Origin of the sequence: Methylophaga thalassica MP (assembly GCF_000214595.1) — a bacterium.
In the GTDB taxonomy this organism is placed as follows: domain Bacteria; phylum Pseudomonadota; class Gammaproteobacteria; order Nitrosococcales; family Methylophagaceae; genus Methylophaga; species Methylophaga thalassica.
In genome coordinates this window covers 2,019,520-2,033,397 of the sequence record NZ_AFIG01000001.1, presented here as the reverse complement: position 1 = coordinate 2,033,397, position 13,878 = coordinate 2,019,520, and the positions used below count along the sequence as shown (strand labels likewise).

At 42.2% G+C, this 13,878-nt stretch carries 14 protein-coding genes, 1 tRNA gene and 1 other RNA gene; 6 read left to right on the top strand and 10 right to left on the bottom strand.

Annotated elements, in window-relative coordinates; genetic code table 11:
- The first annotated feature begins 3 nt into the window (after positions 1-3).
- The 4 genes from MAMP_RS09530 to MAMP_RS09515 are packed head-to-tail and all read left to right on the top strand — an operon-like array spanning position 4 to position 3,143.
- Positions 4-927, top strand: coding sequence for an SPFH domain-containing protein (locus MAMP_RS09530; protein ID WP_007145822.1), 924 nt, complete (start codon positions 4-6; stop codon positions 925-927).
- Between the two features lie 2 nt (positions 928-929).
- On the top strand, positions 930-1,370 hold the full coding sequence (locus tag MAMP_RS09525) for an NfeD family protein (RefSeq protein WP_007145821.1): 441 nt from the start codon (positions 930-932) through the stop codon (positions 1,368-1,370).
- 1 nt (position 1,371) lies between these two features.
- Complete coding sequence (locus MAMP_RS09520) at positions 1,372-1,974, top strand: histidine phosphatase family protein (RefSeq protein WP_007145820.1); 603 nt, start codon at positions 1,372-1,374, stop codon at positions 1,972-1,974.
- The gene (locus tag MAMP_RS09515) at positions 1,971-3,143 is read left to right on the top strand and encodes a cupin domain-containing protein (protein WP_007145819.1); all 1,173 of its coding nucleotides are present in this window, start codon (positions 1,971-1,973) and stop codon (positions 3,141-3,143) included. The genes MAMP_RS09520 and MAMP_RS09515 overlap by 4 nt, the downstream gene beginning before the upstream one ends.
- Here MAMP_RS09515 and MAMP_RS09510 read toward each other — a convergent pair.
- Positions 3,140-3,655: a zinc ribbon-containing protein gene (locus tag MAMP_RS09510; RefSeq protein WP_007145818.1), complete on the bottom strand. Its 516-nt coding sequence runs from the start codon at positions 3,653-3,655 to the stop codon at positions 3,140-3,142. The two genes, MAMP_RS09515 and MAMP_RS09510, sit on opposite strands and share 4 nt — an antisense overlap.
- A 71-nt stretch (positions 3,656-3,726) precedes the next feature.
- On the opposite strand from MAMP_RS09510, the gene MAMP_RS09505 reads away from it, so the two are divergent.
- Positions 3,727-4,230 (top strand): disulfide bond formation protein B, encoded by a 504-nt coding sequence (locus MAMP_RS09505; protein ID WP_007145817.1) that lies wholly within the window; start codon positions 3,727-3,729, stop codon positions 4,228-4,230.
- Positions 4,231-4,318: 88 nt separating this feature from the next.
- Here the strand turns inward: MAMP_RS09505 and infA are convergent, their stop codons facing one another.
- The 8 genes from infA to ffs form a co-directional block, all read right to left on the bottom strand.
- Entirely contained in the window at positions 4,319-4,537 is a 219-nt protein-coding gene (gene infA / locus MAMP_RS09500; RefSeq protein WP_007145816.1) for a translation initiation factor IF-1, read from the bottom strand.
- Positions 4,538-4,592: 55 nt separating this feature from the next.
- Entirely contained in the window at positions 4,593-5,294 is a 702-nt protein-coding gene (locus MAMP_RS09495; RefSeq protein ID WP_007145815.1) for an arginyltransferase, read from the bottom strand.
- A complete protein-coding gene (gene aat, locus MAMP_RS09490) occupies positions 5,291-6,013 on the bottom strand; it encodes a leucyl/phenylalanyl-tRNA--protein transferase (protein WP_007145814.1) in 723 nt (240 codons plus the stop codon). Before aat ends, MAMP_RS09495 begins: the two co-directional genes overlap by 4 nt.
- Before the next feature lie 3 nt (positions 6,014-6,016).
- A complete protein-coding gene (locus MAMP_RS09485; RefSeq protein WP_007145813.1) occupies positions 6,017-7,207 on the bottom strand; it encodes an EAL and HDOD domain-containing protein in 1,191 nt (396 codons plus the stop codon).
- 32 nt (positions 7,208-7,239) lie between these two features.
- Complete coding sequence (recR, locus tag MAMP_RS09480) at positions 7,240-7,839, bottom strand: recombination mediator RecR (RefSeq protein WP_007145812.1); 600 nt, start codon at positions 7,837-7,839, stop codon at positions 7,240-7,242.
- Positions 7,840-7,848: 9 nt separating this feature from the next.
- Positions 7,849-8,157: a YbaB/EbfC family nucleoid-associated protein gene (locus MAMP_RS09475; protein WP_007145811.1), complete on the bottom strand. Its 309-nt coding sequence runs from the start codon at positions 8,155-8,157 to the stop codon at positions 7,849-7,851.
- 16 nt (positions 8,158-8,173) lie between these two features.
- A complete protein-coding gene (gene dnaX, locus MAMP_RS09470) occupies positions 8,174-10,003 on the bottom strand; it encodes a DNA polymerase III subunit gamma/tau (protein ID WP_007145810.1) in 1,830 nt (609 codons plus the stop codon).
- A 45-nt stretch (positions 10,004-10,048) separates the two neighbouring features.
- An RNA gene (ffs, locus tag MAMP_RS15915) (signal recognition particle sRNA small type) lies at positions 10,049-10,145 on the bottom strand.
- Positions 10,146-10,422: 277 nt separating this feature from the next.
- On the opposite strand from ffs, the gene MAMP_RS09465 reads away from it, so the two are divergent.
- A complete protein-coding gene (locus MAMP_RS09465; RefSeq protein ID WP_007145809.1) occupies positions 10,423-13,761 on the top strand; it encodes an EAL domain-containing protein in 3,339 nt (1,112 codons plus the stop codon).
- Between the two features lie 25 nt (positions 13,762-13,786).
- Here the strand turns inward: MAMP_RS09465 and MAMP_RS09460 are convergent.
- Positions 13,787-13,877 (bottom strand) — tRNA-Ser (locus MAMP_RS09460).
- Position 13,878 lies beyond the last annotated feature (1 nt).

Below are 13,878 nucleotides of genomic sequence, written 5' to 3'. Positions count from 1 at the left end.
ATAATGGATGGATTTTCTAGTTTTGTGTTAATTATTGTTGTGCTGATGGTGGTCGTCATCATGATGGGCGTCAAGGCAGTTCAACAGGGACGCGAATATACCGTTGAACGTTTTGGCCGTTACACTAGAACATTATCGCCCGGCTTGCATTTGATTGTACCTGTCATTGATCGAATCGGTGCCAAGATAAATATGATGGAGCAGGTGCTGGATGTGCCTTCTCAGGAAATTATCACCAAAGATAATGCCACCGTGCGCGTAGATGGTGTGGTCTTCTTTCAGGTGATTGAAGCGGCTAAAGCAGCATACGAAGTCAGCGGACTGGATAACGCTATCTTAAATCTCACCATGACCAATATTCGTACCGTGATGGGCTCTATGGATCTGGATGAATTGTTATCAAAACGTGATGATATCAATGCGCGGTTACTCAACGTTGTGGATGACGCCACCACACCTTGGGGAGTCAAAGTCACGCGGATTGAAATTAAAGATCTGGAACCGGATCAGGGACTGGTTGAGGCGATGAGCCGCCAGTTAAAAGCAGATAGAACAAAACGTGCTTCTATCCTTGAAGCAGAAGGGCATCGTCAATCTGAAATTTTACGTGCAGAAGGTGAAAAACAGGCCGCAGTATTAGAAGCGGAAGGTCGTCTTGAAGCCGCTATGCGTGACGCTGAAGCGCGTGAACGTCTTGCCGAAGCGGAAGCAAAAGCCACCATGATGGTGTCAGAAGCCATTGCGAAAGGTGATGTTCAAGCCATCAACTACTTCGTCGCACAAAAATACGTGGAAGCCTTAAAAGATATGGCTTCAGCCGATAATCATAAAATCATTATGATGCCACTTGAAGCCAGCAATGTGATTGGATCCGTTGCCGGTATCGCGGAACTGGCAAAAGAAGCGTTCAATAAAAAAGGAGCGTAATCATGCCCTTTATTGTTGATTTCTGGCATTGGTGGATATTAGGTGTTGGCCTGATTATTATCGAAATACTATTGCCAACATTTTTTGCTTTATGGATGGGAATTGCTGCGTTTATAACGGGGCTATTCCTCTTACTTTTTCCAGACTTATCGTGGCAATATCAGTTATTAATATTCGCACTCTTATCGATAGTGAGCATTCTTGTCTGGCGACAGTATTATCGCGATCATCCTCTGTTAAGTGATCAACCTAATTTAAACAAGCGTGGCGAGCAATATATTGGTCGTATCATTACTTTACAAACCCCTATTGTTGATGGCGTCGGTAAAATAAAATTGGATGATTCAACATGGAAGATACAAGGCGTTGATAGTCCCGTAGGTAAAAAAGTCAGGATTGTGGCTTTAAACAATGTGGTATTTACCGTGGAGTCTATCGACTGAAATGTCTGTGACCACGATTGATTTATTACGACATGGTGAGACGGAAGGTGAGGGTGTTTATCGTGGTCAGCTGGATTATTCGCTGACTCGCATGGGTCTTGAACAGATGCGAGAGCATCTGAAAAATGACTTGCCCTGGCAGCAGATTATTACCTCACCTTTAAATCGTTGTGCCAGTTTTGCTGAAGAGCTGAGTCGTGATACCGGACTTTCTCTGACGTATGTTCCCGGCTTTATCGAAATGGGGTTTGGTGAATGGGAAGGTAAAACTGCTGAAGAATTACAGAAAACAGATCAGCAACGGTTCTTTGCTTTCTATGAGGATCCTATACGTAATACACCACCACAAGCCGAGTCGTTAATCGTGTTTCAACAACGATGTATAACTGCCTGGCAGGACATGCTGCAACAATATCAGCAACGTCATATCTTGCTTGTGACACATGCAGGCGTTATTCGTTTATTGTTGGCACATATTTTATCAATGCCGCTTGAAGCCGTATTTCACATTGATGTGCCCTATGCCTGTCTAAGTCGAATCGAAGTCTATCTTGATGGCAAAAATGAATTTGCAAGATTGTTATTTCATGCAGGACAGCTATGACTGAGTTTTTTAATACAGGTTTATCTCAACAGGCTTTTTTAGATGAATACTGGCAAAAAAAGCCATTACTGATCAGACAAGCTTTTCCTGACTTTGAATCTCCGATTACACCTGATGAACTGGCTGGTTTTGCCTGTCAGGATGATGTCGAGTCCCGTCTTATTGAAGAACATACCAACTCTGGTCCCTGGAAGTGTCGACATGGACCTTTTACGGAAGAAGATTTTTCTCAGTTGCCTGAGTCTCATTGGACGTTATTGGTTCAGGATATGGATAAACATGAACCTGTTTTGGCTGATATAACACGCCAGTTCAGCTTTATTCCCGAATGGCGGCGTGATGACTTGATGATCAGTTATGCGCCTGTAGGTGGAAGCGTAGGGCCGCATACAGATGGTTATGATGTATTTTTATTGCAAGCCAAAGGTATAAGGCACTGGCAAATAGGTGCTGAGCCCATATTAGATGCTGATTTAATCGATGGTTTAGATCTGAAAATTTTGGCTGATTTCAATGCAGATGAAAGTTGGGAACTCGAACCCGGCGATATGCTTTATTTACCACCACACTTTGCACATCATGGTGTCGCCATGAATGACTGTATGACGTTTTCTATTGGTTTCAGGGCGCCAACACAAACAGAAGTGTTAGATGCGTATTTACAGGAACTAGCAGAGTCAGTTGTTGGGGAAAGGCATTATAGTGATCCTGATTTGCGTCTTAATGTTAGTGAGACGCAAATTGATGGGGCGGCGATCGCACGTTTTAAACAAAGTCTGATTGATACTATTAATCATTCTGACGCGCTTTTACAGTCTGCATTAGGCCGTTTGGTCACCCAGACTAAACCCTCGCTGGAATGGTTGGCTGATGAATATCATACAGATGATAATACCCTGTCAATATCTGCCCAGTTTGAAGCGGGAGCAGAGTTACAGCGTAACCCATATATTCGATTAGCCTGGACAGTTGCTGAGCAAAATATTTTCCTGTTTGTTGCAGGAGAAAGGCTGGTTGTTGATCCATCGTATAAGGCGGTTGTCGATATACTCACTGGCAGCTCTGCAATTAAAGGTGAACAATGGCGATTACTTCAGCAGCATGAAGGAGCAGAGCGGGTACTGAGTTCTCTTGTTGAACACGGTGCATGGTACTGGCTAAGCCGTTAGACCAGTTTTTTCCTGTTAAAAGTAGTTTTATGACATTTCGGACAGGGTGGGATACGGCTTGTTTTCTTAAAGTGCATTTCACAACCACACGATTCACAATAGAGCGTACCGATGCCGGTAATTTCCCCCGTGTGATATTGCTGTGATTTTTCGGCTTGTTGGGCGAGCTGTTCTAATTCCAAGCGAGTTTTATCAGCCACACTAGCAAATAATTCGAGCATACGTTCTTCGACAAGTTGTAAGTCAAAGGTCAGCCAGTTTGAAAATGTTTTGCCTGATGATTCAAGATACTCAGCCGCATCATGTAAGTCACGGCGGAGATAAGCTGCTACTTTTTCTGCTTCATCATGTGTTAACTCTTTTAATTCGATGGCTTGTTGTTTGGCTTTATCAAGATTACGTTGAAGCGTCGGTAGCGCCTGTTGTTCCGCATCATCCAGAAAGTCATTCAGGCGTTCCATCATTTTGTCGTAGGCAGCGGTCAGTTTTTTTTCGAAATTTTCGTCATCCATCTCCGTAATCCTTTTATCCTTGCGTTTTTTAGGTTAACTTAACACAGATTAATTGACTTAAGGAGTCTGTTTTGAATTCATTTCGTGGCGTCTTTCTCGTTGGGTTTCTGGCCTGTTTGAGTATGTTGCTTATTGCTGGTTATTTTCAGTTTATTGAGCATTTAGAACCCTGCCCTTTATGTATATTGCAACGAGTCATGGTTTTTGTCGCTGGAGTGTTCTTTTTAATTGGCGCCATTCATAATCCCGTTACGACGGGACGACGGGTATACGGCTTTTTAGTCTTATTAGCTGCTGGAATCGGTGCGGCAATATCTGCACGTCATGTATGGATACAGAATCTCCCCGAAGATCAGGTGCCTAGTTGTGGTCCTGGATTGAATTTTATCTTGGAAAATTTTCCATTGAGCCAAGCTGTTGATATGGTGCTGAAAGGGTCTGGTGAGTGCGCTGACGTATTGTGGACATTCCTCAATCTAAGCATTCCAGCCTGGACATTCATTGCTTTTATTGTGATGTGTCTGGTGGGCTTAAAACAGCTGTTTGGGCATCATAAACATCCTGACTTCATCTGAATTAATTTTAATTCAGATGAAAATCATGGAGAGTTCAGAGTTTATTGTTTTTTCGCTGTGCCACATGACGTGGCTTATGGAAGAAGTTTTAGCGAGCGCGGTAGACGATGCGACCTTTGGTTAAGTCGTAAGGTGTAAGCTGGACAGTGACTTTGTCACCAGTAAGAATACGAATATAGTTTTTACGCATTTTTCCTGAAATATGCGCTGTTACCACATGACCGTTTTCCAGTTCGACACGGAAAGTGGTGTTAGGCATGGTATCAATTACTGTGCCTTCAAACTCAATATGTTCTTCTTTTGCCATAAACTCTAATGTTCTTGAATTAAAAAGACCATTTTGCCGTAAAATCACTGATTATTCAAAGTTTTTTATCTAACTTCTTCCAATCTGTGTAATAACCTTCCAATCCTGAAAAGTTTGTTTTATATGACATTTTAGGACTTTCAGCAATCCAGTAACCAAGATAAAGCCATGAAAGATCATAGTTTTTTGCTAATTCAATTTGTTTAAGAATGGCAAATGTACCTAAACTTCGTTTGGCAAGTTCAGGATCAAAAAAAGTATAAAAAGCAGAAGCTCCATCGGCAACGAAATCAGTTACGGCAACGCCGATCAGTTTATTTTCCAGCCAAAATTCAAGAAAAGCAGTATCGCACCAGCTACTAGTAAGAAAGTTCGTATAGCTAGATGGGGTGGGGTTATCCATCCCACCGCCAAGATGACGACCTGCGATATAGCGTTCATATAATTCAAAATGCACCGAGCTATATTCAGCGGGATGAATTCTAGTCTGTACGTCTTGATTTCGCTTCAAACAGCGTTTTTGGCTTCTGTTAGGTTTAAATTCTTTTATATTGATGCGCACAGGGACACAGGAATCACATTCCGCGCAGAAAGGACGATAGATGTGATCGCCACTTCTTCTGAATCCATGTTGAATAAGGTGACTGTAGAGATGTTTGCTCGCCGGTTTATTGGGATCCGGATACAGGTTTCTTGCTTGTCTGCCGCTTAAATATGAACAGGCATGTGGTTGATCTTGATAAAAATTCAGGCTCATAGTGAGTAAGGTAAATCAGTGTCTAAGTGCCATTGTTTAGGTGGTGTTTCATCAGCGCATAGGGGGCTAAGTTTTTTTATAAACTGAGTTCGGGAAATTTCTTCTGCCCCCATACGGGATAGATGATCGGAATAAATCTGGCAATCAATCATCGGCATATCCCAACGTTGTAATTGTTGACATAATGCGATGAGCGCTACTTTTGAGCTGTCAGGCACAAAACTAAACATAGATTCACCAAAAAACGCTTTGCCTATGGATACACCATACAACCCACCCACTAGCCTATCATCTTGCCAACACTCAATACTATGGGCATAACCCTGGTGATGTAAATCTGTATAAGCGTCGATCATATTGCTGTGTATCCAGGTTCGATTATCTGGATCGGTTGGCTGATTCTGCCGAGGCGCTGAACAGGCTTTCATGACTTGCTCAAAAGCCTGGTCGATAGTCACCTTGAAAACACCTTTGCGTATGACTTTATTCAAGCTCTTGCTGATATGTACTTTATCGGTAAACAGCACCATTCGAGGATCCGGACACCACCATAAAATCGGATCATTTTTATTAAACCAGGGAAAAATACCGTGTTGATAAGCCTTTAATAATCGTGTTGCTGATAGATCTCCCCCCGCAGCCAATAGGCCATGTTCTGTTGCTTTTTCTACAGGTGGGAAAATACTTTCAGGGCTGGCGGCCAACCATGTGATAGACATAACTTAATCTTGTAATTGTATGGTGAGTTGTTTTGCCCATTGAATAGATTCTAAATAGGTTCTGACTAATATTTCTTTGGGAATGGGAGACGATGATACTGTTTCCCAGTCAGCTTGTTCGTAACTAAGTGTATCAGCTAATGCTCTACCTGCAGGGCCTTGTTTATCAATCAGGGCAGTTTTGAGTTCTGCAGTCAGCGGTAAGGGTTCAATAATATCGGCAAGTGAGCTATCCAACATTGCATCAAGTACTGACAAAAGACCAACGGTGAAAAACATATCGGAATGGCCTTTATAATATTTGGCAAGCAGTTCACACATTCTGCCACGAAACATGGCTACATTACGTAGTTCATTGGGTTTATCATCCATACCTGACAGACATAATAAGCTTGCCCAGGTTTTGATTTTATTTAAGCCCAGCATGAGAATGGCTTGCTTGGTACTTTCCACTTTTTTTGGCAAACCAAAAAAAGCTGAATTGATCAAACGCAGGAGTTTATAGCTCAGACTAATATCCTGATTGATAATGTCGGTTAAATCTTCAGTTTCTACATCCTCTTCCTGCAGCCTGACTAATAAGGACATTAATGTCTGAGTCGAAGGGTGCAATGGCTGTCCAGCATGTTTGTCTGGTTTGGTATAAAAAATACCTTCTAACAGATCCAGCCGGTGAGACTTGCAGTAATGATACTGTTCAATATCATTAACATTGATAGCGCAGAGAATGTCATGGTGCTGTCGCCATGCTCGAATATCACTCTCGCTGAGTTGTTGAAGATTATCTAACGCGAGATCGATCAATAAGGTCTGATGGTCATGACCATTTGCCGATGTATTTAATCGTTTGGCATATCGAATGGCACCGTTATGCTGTGAAGAGGGGAGTGAATTAATATTAATATCAAGCGTTAACGATGCGCTTATTTTAGGAAGCGCAAGCAATGCCTGCTGCCATGAGTGCGGAATGGAGAGAAGTGCGTTTGGATTGTGATTGATATCTAAAATGATTTCAGGCAGATGTTGGACAAAGTCAGGAACTGCACTATCGTCATCTAACTTTTCGCCATTTTGATCGAAAAAGCTAATGTGATAGCCGGCAACATCCAGTTCATCATTGATGAATAAGGGCTGACGATGAATTAAACCTGAGAAGGTTTTTAATTGTTCTAATGCAACTACATCCTGCGCCATAAGCAAATGCTCTCTCTAAGCTAGCCATCACCTCAAAGCGACTCCCTACCTGAGAATGCGTGAGAAAGGGTGCTGCTGTCAATAAATTCAAGCTCCCCCCCCAATGGAATTCCATGAGCGAGTCGACTGACTTTGATATTGCGGGTTCTGGCGAGTTCACCAATGAAGTGAGCTGTTGCTTCACCTTCAATAGTGGGATTGGTGGCTAAAATAACTTCTTCTATTGTATTTTTGTCCAGCCATTCAATGAGCTTTGGAATACCTAAAGCATCGGGACCGATGCCATCCAGCGGTGATAAATGTCCCGATAACACAAAGTATTGTCCCTGGTATTGAGTCGCTTGTTCAATGGCCAATACATCACTCGGCATTTCGACAATACACAAGATATCTTGTTGTCGTCTGTCATCATTACAACGTGAGCAGAGTTCTGTTTCGGACAGAATTCTACAGCGTTGGCAATGTTTAACATTGTCTAATGCATGAGAGAGGGCTTGAACCAGACGCTGGGCACCATCGCGATTACGTTCAAGCAGATGAAAGGTCATGCGCTGCGCTGATTTGGGACCAACACCAGGTAAACAACGTAAAGCGCTGATAAGCTCATCAATACTGGGACCAAGCTTTGCCATATTATCGCACTAAAATGGCATTTTCATGCCAGCTGGCAACATGCCTGACATACGTTCTTGTGTTGTTTGTTCTACCTGACGGTTTGCATCATTAACTGCAGCAGCAAGTAAGTCTTCCAGCATTTCTTTGTCGTCTTCAAATAACGCATCTTCAATCTGAACACGCTTGACATCATGTTTACCGGTCATGGTGATTTTAACCATACCACCGCCAGCTTGTCCGATGACTTCAACCGATGCTAATTCTTTTTGTGCTTTTTCCATATTGGCCTGCATTTGCTGGGCCTGTTTCATCAGATTGCCTAATCCACCTTTCATGGAATGTCCTCTTTGATTAATCGATAGGTTTTATTGTGCTTTCTATTATACGAGCATTAAATGTATTTTTTATCACTTCAATAGTGGGGTCATTTTGAATCGATTCAATGGCCTGTTGCTGTTTTAAAGCTAATTGCTCGGCTCTTTCTACAGCTACGGTAGGGCCTGACTGCGCACTATCTGCATTATGATTAAATACGACACTGACATCCTGATCGAGTTTCTTTTGTAAGGCTTGTTCAAGTCGTTCTTTGGATTTGCTTGTTGCTAAGTGGGCAAGTTCCGATGATAAAGCGAGTTGTAGCGTTCTTTCTTCACAGCGAATAAAAGCACTGTTTTCAGCTAATTGTCGTGTTAATGCAGATAACTGCAATTCTGAAATAATTTGCGTCCAGTTTGCCGGTGAAAGATCAACACTGATTAACGTATCCTTATTGACCTCTGGCATGGCTTCGTTCACTTCCGTGGTAACGAATTTCTCTGCGTGTAGAGATGGTGAAGCCGTTTCAGGATTGATGTCAGCTCTTTGTTGTTTATCTGAGCCAGTTGACAATGCTGCTGAGGCTGTATGAGTTTCAGCCAGCGTATCATGTGTATTTAATGATGTTTGTTCTGAAGTAGCGGCAGGAGTGATTGTTGGTGTTTCAACATCTTTGTGGCCACTGGTGTTGTCATTCACGGCGGTCACCGGCGGTACATTGACGGCCGGCTTACGGAGCGTATCAGACTTTTTTCTTGGAAGACTCTCCGTAGTATTCGCGTCACTACGCGGCTGAAAACTTAGCATTCGCAGTAAGGTCATTTCAAAGCCGCTTTTCGGATCAGCCGCCCAAGGCAGGTCACGCTTACCATGCAGCGCAATTTGATAGAGCAGTTGTACCGTTTCAGCATCAAATGCGTTAGCTAACTCTTTCAGCTTGGGTGACTCATGTTCTTCCGAAGCTAAATCTGGGATTAATTGATGTGTAGCAATTTTTTGTAAACCATCCAGAATGGCATTCAAAATCACTTCAAAATCACGACCAAGTGCGGCTAGCTCTGCGGATTGTTGCAGCAGCCCCTTTGCATCTTGTTGGTACAAGGCGCTCAGCAGTTGATCGATTTGATCCTGATCGATACTTCCGAGCATTTGAAAAACAACATCGCCAGTCACATTGCCGGCACCAAAGGCAATAGCCTGATCTAACAGGCTAAGTGCATCACGCATGCTTCCATCAGCAGCGCGAGCAAGCTGCATCAGGGCGGCATGTTCAAAAGAAAGTTGTTCTTCACCCAAAATAAACGACAGGTGTTCACTGATCTGAGTGACATCTAAACGTCGGAGATTAAATTGCAGGCAACGCGATAATATCGTTACCGGTAACTTTTGCGGATCAGTTGTAGCAAATAAAAATTTAACGTGAGGAGGTGGCTCTTCCAGCGTTTTTAATAAAGCATTAAAACTGCTAGTGGAAAGCATGTGCACTTCGTCGATAAGGTAAACCTTATAACGACCACGGCTGGGCGCATATTGCACATTATCCAGGAGTTCCCGGGTATCATCGACTTTGGTTCTGGAAGCAGCGTCGACTTCGATTAAATCGACGAAGCGGCCACTGTCTACTTCTACACAACTTTGGCATTCACCACAGGGCTGTGAGCTGACACCTTGTTCACAATTGAGAGATTTGGCAAAAATTCTTGCCAGAGTGGTTTTACCTACGCCGCGTGTGCCTGAGAAAAGAAAGGCATGATGCAGTCGGTTTTGATCAAGACCGTTGATTAACGCACGCAATACATGCTGTTGCCCAACCACTTGTTCAAATGTTTTAGGTCGCCACTTACGGGCTAAAACCAGATAACTCATCGGTTATTAGACACCCGGTTAACTTAATATGTTTAGGGTGGCGACCCACACCAGCCGAATCTCGGCGCCCGAGTCCGAAGGCTCCGCTGCTCCCTTCCGGGCCTGACGGGGTGACCAACATATCGTCGCGAGGAGACCAATGCAGGCCACCATAGAACGACACATTCTATGTGTTTGTTACCGTTTTTTCCATCCCCTTTTAGTTTTACAACCGCATCATCACCACAAACAAGCAGTTAGGGTATTAAAAAGCATGAATGTCATATTGATAAGCTTGTTGATATGCGCATACTAACCGGAGGTGGTTACAAATTTAAGTTTATGAAACAAGGTTAATGGTCGATAAATAATGATATTGAAATGGTGATTATAGGTATCAGCGTGGATCATTTTTCACTGTGACTGAACATGAAAAATAAATGAAAAAGACATTTTTTACCGCTGCTTTTATTAACTTTATTATTACGCTGGCTTATGTAGTTACAGGCTGGCTTAGTATTCAGTTAGCGACATTTGAGCATTTTTCAGCATTGGTTTTTTTTCCTGCTGGAATTGCATTGGCATCATATCTGACATTTCGCCCTGTTTATGTCTTACCCGGTCTGTTTTTTGGGACATTTTTATTGGCAGTGGCAGTATGGTCAGAACTAAATTTAGCCTTCTCTAAAGTCATTGTTATTGCATCTACTATTTCGCTATCAGTCTGTTTACAAGTCGTTATTGGAAAATACATTTTCCGTCGATTTATTAAATATCCAATTACACTTAGTCGTGATCGCGATATTTTTCTATTCCTGCTACTGGTTCCTCTTATTTGTATAGCAACAGCCAGCATCGGCTTCGGGATCATTTATCTTTTCAATTTAGCAGAAATAGATTTTTTCCGAGTCTGGTTGACCTGGTTGGGAGGCAACATTATTGGCATCTACGTGATGCTGCCTTTGGCTCTTAGCTTTATAGGACGACCTCGATCTGTATGGAAAACAAGGCGTTGGTTTATAGGCACGCTTTTTGTGCTTTCTGTGATTATTATCAGTTCTGTTGTATGGAGTATTCGTCAGTTTGAAGTTAATCGCCTTGCTGATCAATTCAAAATAAGAACTCAGGAAGCATCTGAGCTGTTTAAAGTCGCCTTAAAAACGGAAGAGTTGATACAAGATGGCGTATCACGTTTATTTGCCTCTTCCGAAAAAGTCACACGAGAAGAGTTTAAGAATTTTGTGAACTGGACTACTTATCATGATCAGCATATCCAGGTCGTTGAGTGGTTGCCTCGTATAGAGCATTCACAACGTATAGCCTATGAAGAAGAACAAAAAAAATATTTTGGTGATGACTTTGTTATTACCGAAATTGTTTCACCAAAAACACTCGGAGCAGCAAAGCAACGCGATGTTTATTATCCGATTACCTATCTTGAACCTGAACTTGATAATTCGCTATCACGAGGATTTGATCCATACTCATCCGTTGTTTCAAGGAAAGTGATTGATCAAGCTATTGAAACCGGTCAGGCAATGGCCAGAAGTCCGTTGAAAATGATACGCAGGCAAGATCAAATCAATTCTTTAGTGATTTATCGCCCTATTTATCAGACCCCCTCAGGGAAGATGAGTGTTGAGAAAGAGGGAAACCAAGTTATTGGTCTAGTGAATATGATTATTCGGGTCGAAGAGTTTGTAGAAGATATTTTGAAGCAAGCAAGAAAGCCTGAGTTCGAAATAAATTGGCTTGATGTTCAAAGCGGTGAGTATTTTTATCAACAAAACGCTGAAAGCAACTCAGATATCAAGCACTACGTTGATTTCGAATTGGCGGGTCGTAAAATGCAATTACAATTTTATCCCACCATAAATTTTATCAATACCTATTCAACCAGTCTGGCATCTCTGGCATTGGTTTGTGGCTTTTTGATAACGACATTATTTACTTTGTTATTTCTCAGTATTACTGGCAGAACATATCGGATATCAACAGAAGTCATATTACGAACTCGTGAGTTGTCAAAAGCTACCTCACGAGCTCAGGAATCAGAAAGGCGTATCAGAGATGTACTGAAGAAAATGCAGCTGACGGAACAGCAGTTACATCTTTCTGATGTGGCGTTTAATTCCACCAGTGAAGCTATGATGATCACCGATGCTAATAAGTACATCATTGCAGTCAATCAGGCATTTATTGATATTACTGGATACAGTCAGGAAGAAGTGATGTATCAGTATCCTGATTTTTTAGTGACGGGAGTTTCACTATCTGAACCAATCAGACTGACACATGAGCTGTGGGATATCATGCAGCAGAAAGGCACATGGAGAGGAGAGGTCAGGACGATAACAAAATCGGGTGACTCTCTGCCTTCATATTTAGCCATATCAGCAATTTATGATGCAGAACAATCACTAACTAATATGGTGGCTGTTTTTACGGATATGACTGATGTCAAAGAAGCTCATGCCAAGATCGAAAGGCATGCTAACTTTGACACACTGACCAATTTGCCGAATCGACGTTTATTTACTGATCGTCTGCATCAGGAGATTAAGCGTTGTGAAAGACAAAAAGAAAGAATCTGTTTGATGTTTCTTGATTTAGACCGCTTTAAAGATGTCAACGATACGTTGGGGCACGACTTTGGCGATGAACTGCTTCGAGAAATGGCCACCAGAATTTCAAGCTGTATCCGGGAGATGGATACGGTGGCCCGACTCGGTGGTGACGAATTCACCATTATTTTATCTGAGTTTAATAACAAAGCGCATGCGATTACTGTAGCAAAAAGCCTGATTACTGAAATAGAAAAACCTGTAATTATAAAGGGCCAATCTATCCGGGTATCAACTAGTATTGGGATGACGTTTTTTCCAGATGATGCTGAAGAACCTGGTTTGTTAATTCAAAATGCCGACAGAGCGATGTATGCCGCAAAAGAAATGGGGGGCAGCGCATTCAAGTTCTACAATGCAGAGCTCGAGTCAAGCTGGTTGGCCAGGACATTTATCATTAATGAGTTAGAGTCTGCATTACTTAATGGGGAACTTGATGTTCATTATCAGCCCATTATTTCAATGAGTGAACATGAGCATTTATACGCTGAAGCACTAGTGCGGTGGAATCATCCGGAAAGAGGTATGATCCCGCCCTCAGATTTTCTACCCCAAGCCGAACGAATGGGGATGATTGATAAGATTGACGATTACGTGTTCAAGCGAGTTTGTCGAGATCTCAAACGATGGCAGAGCAAAGCTACTAAAACACCTCATATTTCTATTAATCGTTCAGCACATAATTTTGGTGGACAGCGTGGACGATTAGATTGGCTTGCTTATTTAGCGGAGCTATCGCTCTCAAGTGAACTTATTACACTGGAAATTACCGAAAGTACGCTAATGCAAAAACAATCGGAAAGTCGAATGTTGCTACATCGTTTACGTGATGCTGATATAAAAATCGCTGTGGATGATTTTGGGACGGGGTATTCATCGCTATCGTATCTGAAAGAAATGGATGTTGATTTTTTAAAAATTGATCGCTCGTTTATTCATGATATTGAAGAGAGTGAAGATGACAGAGCCATTGTAGAAGCGATTACGGAGATGGCTAAACGATTAGATATAAAAGTCATTGCAGAAGGCGTAGAAACAGCTACGCAGGCTGATATTTTGAATAATATAGGCTGCCATAGTCTGCAAGGTTTTTACTATTCTAAACCCTTACCTGTGGCTGAATTTGAAGTTTATATGTTTGGAATTGATAAGTGACGCAGGTAAGGCGGTATCACTTAAATGGCGGAGAACGAGGGATTCGAACCCTCGATAGGCTATTAACCTATACACACTTTCCAGGCGTGCGCCTTCAACCACTCGGCCAGTTCTCCT

Excerpts from the sequence above, each read along its gene's own strand:
- MAMP_RS09530 (WP_007145822.1), top strand. The coding sequence starts at position 4 with ATGGATGGATTTTCTAGTTTTGTGTTAATTATTGTTGTGCTGATGGTG.
- MAMP_RS09525 (WP_007145821.1), top strand. The coding sequence starts at position 930 with ATGCCCTTTATTGTTGATTTCTGGCATTGGTGGATATTAGGTGTTGGC.
- MAMP_RS09520 (WP_007145820.1), top strand. The coding sequence starts at position 1,372 with ATGTCTGTGACCACGATTGATTTATTACGACATGGTGAGACGGAAGGT.
- MAMP_RS09515 (WP_007145819.1), top strand. The coding sequence starts at position 1,971 with ATGACTGAGTTTTTTAATACAGGTTTATCTCAACAGGCTTTTTTAGAT.
- MAMP_RS09510 (WP_007145818.1), bottom strand. The coding sequence starts at position 3,655 with ATGGATGACGAAAATTTCGAAAAAAAACTGACCGCTGCCTACGACAAA.
- infA (WP_007145816.1), bottom strand. The coding sequence starts at position 4,537 with ATGGCAAAAGAAGAACATATTGAGTTTGAAGGCACAGTAATTGATACC.
- MAMP_RS09495 (WP_007145815.1), bottom strand. The coding sequence starts at position 5,294 with ATGAGCCTGAATTTTTATCAAGATCAACCACATGCCTGTTCATATTTA.
- aat (WP_007145814.1), bottom strand. The coding sequence starts at position 6,013 with ATGTCTATCACATGGTTGGCCGCCAGCCCTGAAAGTATTTTCCCACCT.
- MAMP_RS09485 (WP_007145813.1), bottom strand. The coding sequence starts at position 7,207 with ATGGCGCAGGATGTAGTTGCATTAGAACAATTAAAAACCTTCTCAGGT.
- recR (WP_007145812.1), bottom strand. The coding sequence starts at position 7,839 with ATGGCAAAGCTTGGTCCCAGTATTGATGAGCTTATCAGCGCTTTACGT.
- MAMP_RS09475 (WP_007145811.1), bottom strand. The coding sequence starts at position 8,157 with ATGAAAGGTGGATTAGGCAATCTGATGAAACAGGCCCAGCAAATGCAG.
- dnaX (WP_007145810.1), bottom strand. The coding sequence starts at position 10,003 with ATGAGTTATCTGGTTTTAGCCCGTAAGTGGCGACCTAAAACATTTGAA.
- MAMP_RS09465 (WP_007145809.1), top strand. The coding sequence starts at position 10,423 with ATGAAAAAGACATTTTTTACCGCTGCTTTTATTAACTTTATTATTACG.